Raw genomic sequence first — 4,920 nt, forward strand, 5'->3', positions numbered from 1 at the left:
GGTTCGGGGCCGCTGTTCGGCGCCTGGGGCAATAGCGATGCGACGGAAGCGCGGCGGCTGGTCGACATCTGCCTGGAGGCCGGCGTCAACCTGTTCGACACCGCCGACGTCTATTCGAACGGCGCCTCCGAAGAGGTGCTCGGCGCGGCCATCAAGGGCCGCCGCGATGCCGTGCTGATCTCGACCAAGACCTCGCTGCCGATGGGCGACGGACCCAACGATGCCGGCTCCTCCCGTTCGCGTCTCATCAAAGCCGTCGAGGACGCGCTCAAGCGTCTCGGCACCGATTACATCGACCTGCTGCAACTGCACGCTTTCGACGCCGCAACGCCGATCGAGGAGGTGCTGTCGACGCTGGACAGTCTCGTGCGCGCCGGCAAGCTGCGCTATGTCGGCGTCTCCAACTTTTCCGGCTGGCAAGTGATGAAATCGCTCGGCCTGGCGGACAAGCACGGCTACCCGCGCTACGTTGCCCATCAGGTCTATTACTCGCTGGTCGGGCGCGACTATGAATGGGAGTTGATGCCGCTAGGCCTCGACCAGGGCCTCGGTGCGCTGGTGTGGAGCCCGCTCGGCTGGGGCCGCCTGACCGGCAAGATCCGCCGCGGCGAGCCACTGCCGGAAAAAAGCCGGTTGCACGACACCGCAAGCTTCGGGCCACCTGTCGAGGACGAGCAACTCTACAGGGTCGTCGATGCGCTCGACACTGCCGCCAAGGAAACCGGCAAGACGGTGCCGCAGGTCGCCATCAACTGGTTGCTGCAGCGGCCGACCGTCGCCTCTGTCATTATCGGCGCACGCAACGAGGAACAGCTGCGCCAGAACCTCGGCGCCGTCGGTTGGTCATTGACATCAGACCAGATCAAGAAGCTTGACGCGGCAAGCGCGGTCACCGCACCCTATCCGTATTTCCCCTATCGCCGGCAGGAGGGTTTTGCCCGGCTGAGCCCAGCTGCGGTCTGACCCCGCTCGATATTTCAAACGCCCGGCGACAGGGCATGTTGAGATTCAGGTCAGGTCGCGCCGAGAATGGTGGCTTCCGAGAACCGGAGCGGAGCGTACTTAAAGTACGTGAGCCCCGGAAGCGCAGGAAGCCGCCATTCGCAGGCCGGCCTCACCTGAATATCGACACGCCCTAATGCAGCACGAACTCGCCGTCGACCTTGTGCCATTCGTTGGGCGCGATCAGCTTCTGGTGCGTATAGCTCACCGAATGCAGCGGGCCATCGAGCTTGGTCTGCCAGAACTCGATGAACCGGATCAGCACCGGAAATTTCGGAGCGATGTCGTAGTCCTGCCAGATGAAGCTCTGCAGCAGATGCGGATGATCGGGAAAATGATAAAGGATCTTGGCCGTGGTCAAGCCATAGCCCTTGAGCATCAGGTCCATTTCGGAATGGTCACGCATCGCGGTCCCCTGGTTGATTCTCCTTTCCTCCCAATTTGAAATTGTGCGCGCTATTTGCTTAATCGTCTATTGATATTTCGTAGTTAGAGGCCAGGTTTACGACGCAAAAACATGTATTTAGCAGCGATCGTAGTCGAGTGCTGATAGCGGCGAAAACGACGTCTGCGGCATCCCGCCGCGCGAATCCAACGTCTAATGTTGCCGTCACTGCGGAACTGTTAATAATGCGCGCGAATTCGCGGCCGCTGCGCCGCGATGCTGCTCGGCGGGCAAGCTGGCAGTTGGTCTTGGGAGGGAATGGAAAAATGTCCGAGGTTCATGTCCATCGCGTCCAGCCGGCGTGGAAGAAGAACGCGCTGATCGACAATGACACCTATTTGAAATGGTACACCGACAGCGTGAAGAACCCGGATAAATTCTGGGGCAAGCACGGCAAGCGCATCGACTGGTTCAAGCCCTACAGCAAGGTCAAGAACACCTCCTTCGACGGCAAGGTCTCGATCAAATGGTTCGAGGATGGCGAGACCAACGTTTCGTGGAACTGCATCGACCGGCATCTGAAGAAGCGCGGCGATCAGACCGCCATCATTTGGGAAGGCGACAATCCCTACGATGACAGGAAGATCACCTATAACGAGCTCCACGCGCATGTCTGCCGGCTCGCCAATGTGATGAAGAAGCACGGCGTCAAGAAAGGCGACCGCGTCACCATATACATGCCGATGATCCCGGAAGCCGCCTATGCAATGCTCGCCTGCACGCGCATCGGCGCTATCCATTCGGTGGTCTTTGGCGGCTTTTCACCGGACGCGCTGGCCGGCCGCATCGACGACTGCAAATCAACCTTCGTCATCACCGCCGACGAAGGCCTGCGCGGCGGCAAGCCCATCCCGTTGAAGGACAATACCGACAAGGCGATTGAGATCGCCGCCAAGGCCGGAACGAAAGTCGAGAAGGTCGTCGTCGTGCGCCGTACCGGTGGCAAGACCGGCTGGGTCGCCGGACGCGACGTCTGGTACCACGACGAGGTCGCGACGGTGAAAGCGGAGTGCAAACCCGAGAAGATGAAGGCCGAGGACCCGCTGTTCATCCTCTACACATCGGGTTCGACCGGCAAACCGAAGGGCGTGCTGCACACCACGGCCGGCTATCTCGTCTATGTCTCGATGACCCACCAATATGCCTTCGACTACCATGACGGCGACATCTACTGGTGCACCGCCGATGTCGGCTGGGTCACCGGCCACAGCTACATCGTCTACGGGCCGCTCGCCAACGGCGCCACCACGCTGATGTTCGAAGGCGTGCCGAACTACCCGTCGCAGTCCCGGTTCTGGGAGGTCATCGATAAGCACAAGGTCAACATCTTCTACACCGCCCCGACGGCGTTGCGGGCGCTGATGGGCGCCGGCGACGCCCATGTCGCCAGGACGTCGCGCAAATCGCTGCGCGTGCTCGGCACGGTCGGCGAGCCGATCAATCCGGAGGCCTGGGAGTGGTATTTCAACGTCGTCGGCAACGGCAAGGTGCCGATCGTCGACACATGGTGGCAGACCGAGACCGGCGGCATCCTGATTACGCCGCTGCCCGGCGCCACCCACCTTAAGGCAGGTTCCGCGACGCGGCCGTTCTTCGGCGTCAAGCCGCAACTGGTGGACGGCGACGGCAAGGTGCTGGAAGGTGTTGCCAGCGGCAACCTCTGCATCGCCGATTCGTGGCCGGGCCAGATGCGCACCGTCTATGGCGATCACGAGCGCTTCGTGCAGACCTATTTTTCCACTTACAAGGGCAAATATTTTACCGGCGACGGCTGCCGGCGCGACGCTGATGGCTACTACTGGATCACGGGCCGCGTCGACGACGTCATCAACGTTTCCGGCCACCGCATGGGCACGGCCGAGGTCGAATCCGCGCTGGTTTCGCACGAGAAAGTCTCCGAAGCCGCCGTCGTCGGCTATCCGCACGACATCAAGGGCCAGGGGATCTACTGCTACGTCACTTTGATGGCCGGCGAGAAGCCGAGCGAGGAGTTGCGCAAGGAACTCGTCGCCCATGTCCGCAAGGACATCGGCGCCATCGCCACGCCCGACAAGATCCAGTTCGCTCCGGGTCTGCCGAAAACCCGCTCGGGCAAGATCATGCGACGCATCCTGCGCAAGATCGCCGAGGACGATTTTGCCGCGCTCGGCGATACCTCGACGCTGGCCGACCCGGCGGTCGTCGACGACCTCGTCGCCAACCGGCAGAACAAGAGGGGATAAGAAACATCCGATCGACGGTCGGCAGAAACCCAATTGGATGAGATCGGCTCGTCCCCGCGCTACCGATAAAGATCCGCTCGCGTCGGCGGCAGTCCGCTCGGGCCCCGCGCGCGCTTGGTGACGACGGTCTGGAAAATCTGCGCCGAGGCGCGTTCGAAAGTGATCGAACATCCGGTGAGATAAAGCAGCCACAGGCGCGCCTTGGCTTCGCCGACCTCGGCGATCGCTTCGTCGAAGCGTGCGTGGAGGCGCTCGGCCCACAGACGGCAGGTGCGGGCGTAGTGCTCGCGCAAATTCTCGACATCGTAGACGAGGAAGCCGTGCGCTTCGAGATTGCCGAGCGTCATGCCGATCGTGTCGAGCTCACCGCCGGGAAAGATGTATTTGATCAGCGCCTTGAATTCCGGGCCCTTGCGCAAGGTCTTCTTCATGCTGCCCTTGTCGCGCCGGGTGATGGCATGATGCAGGTAGATGCCGCCCGGTTTGAGCAGGCGATGGATGGTCGAGAAATAGGCGGCGTGGTTGGCGAGCCCCAGATGCTCGAACATGCCGATCGAGGATATCTTGTCGAAGGAGCCGGACAGCTCGGCGTAGGATTTTATCTCGATGGTGATGCGATCTTCCAGCCCCTCGGAGCGGATGCGCTCGCGGGCAAGTTCGGTCTGGGCTTCCGACAGCGAGACACCGTGGCCGACGACGCCGTAATTTTTCGCGGCATGGATGAGCATGGCTCCCCAGCCGCAGCCGATGTCGAGCAGTCTTTCGCCCGGCTTCAGCCGGAGCTTGCGGCAGATATGATCAAGCTTGTCTTTCTGCGCCTGGTCGATGCCGTTGGCGAAATCGGTGAAATAGCCGCAGCTATAGACCATGCGTTCGTCGAGGAAGAGCCGGTAGAAGGCGTTCGAAATGTCGTAGTGGTGCCGGATCGCTTGCCTGTTCGACCCGCTGACGAAGGGGTTGCGCCCGGAAAGGTCGGTCCGCGCCGTCATCTGTTTTCTCGAAAACAGCACGGCCGGCAGGTCGCGCAGGACCGCGAGCTTGGGCAACGACTTTAGCTTCGTCCTGAGCTTGCCGTGCGCAGGCAGAGCGTAGAAATCGAACAGCGATCCGCCTTCCACGTCGATGGTCTTGGAAATCCACATTTCGATCAGCGTCGAGAGGTTGGGCCGACGCATCACCTGCCAGACGATGTCCTGGTCGTTTATGGTGAGCACGGGTCCCGTGGCGGGCCCCGTCCGCTCGCCACTCCAC

General features: G+C 61.5%; 4 protein-coding genes. 2 read left to right on the plus strand and 2 right to left on the minus strand.

All coding sequences use genetic code 11. From position 1 onward, the window contains the following. Positions 1–963, plus strand: a 963-nt coding sequence (locus EOA85_RS27625) for an aldo/keto reductase (RefSeq protein ID WP_164759922.1), incomplete at its 5' end; no start/stop codon positions are given. Positions 964–1,135: 172 nt separating this feature from the next. Here EOA85_RS27625 and EOA85_RS27630 read toward each other — a convergent pair. After that, positions 1,136–1,408, minus strand: a complete 273-nt coding sequence (locus tag EOA85_RS27630) for an usg protein (RefSeq protein ID WP_065011174.1) — start codon at positions 1,406–1,408, stop codon at positions 1,136–1,138. A gap of 305 nt (positions 1,409–1,713) precedes the next feature. On the opposite strand from EOA85_RS27630, the gene acs reads away from it, so the two are divergent. Continuing rightward, positions 1,714–3,669 carry an acetate--CoA ligase gene (acs, locus tag EOA85_RS27635; protein WP_065011328.1) on the plus strand — a complete coding sequence of 652 codons (1,956 nt, stop codon included), beginning with the start codon at positions 1,714–1,716 and terminating at the stop codon, positions 3,667–3,669. Positions 3,670–3,728: 59 nt separating this feature from the next. Here the strand turns inward: acs and EOA85_RS27640 are convergent. Further along, on the minus strand, positions 3,729–4,920 hold a 1,192-nt coding region (locus EOA85_RS27640; RefSeq protein ID WP_164759923.1), incomplete at its 5' end, for a cyclopropane-fatty-acyl-phospholipid synthase family protein.

This window comes from Mesorhizobium sp. M5C.F.Ca.IN.020.29.1.1 (genome assembly GCF_003997375.1).
GTDB classification, from domain to species: domain Bacteria; phylum Pseudomonadota; class Alphaproteobacteria; order Rhizobiales; family Rhizobiaceae; genus Mesorhizobium; species Mesorhizobium wenxiniae.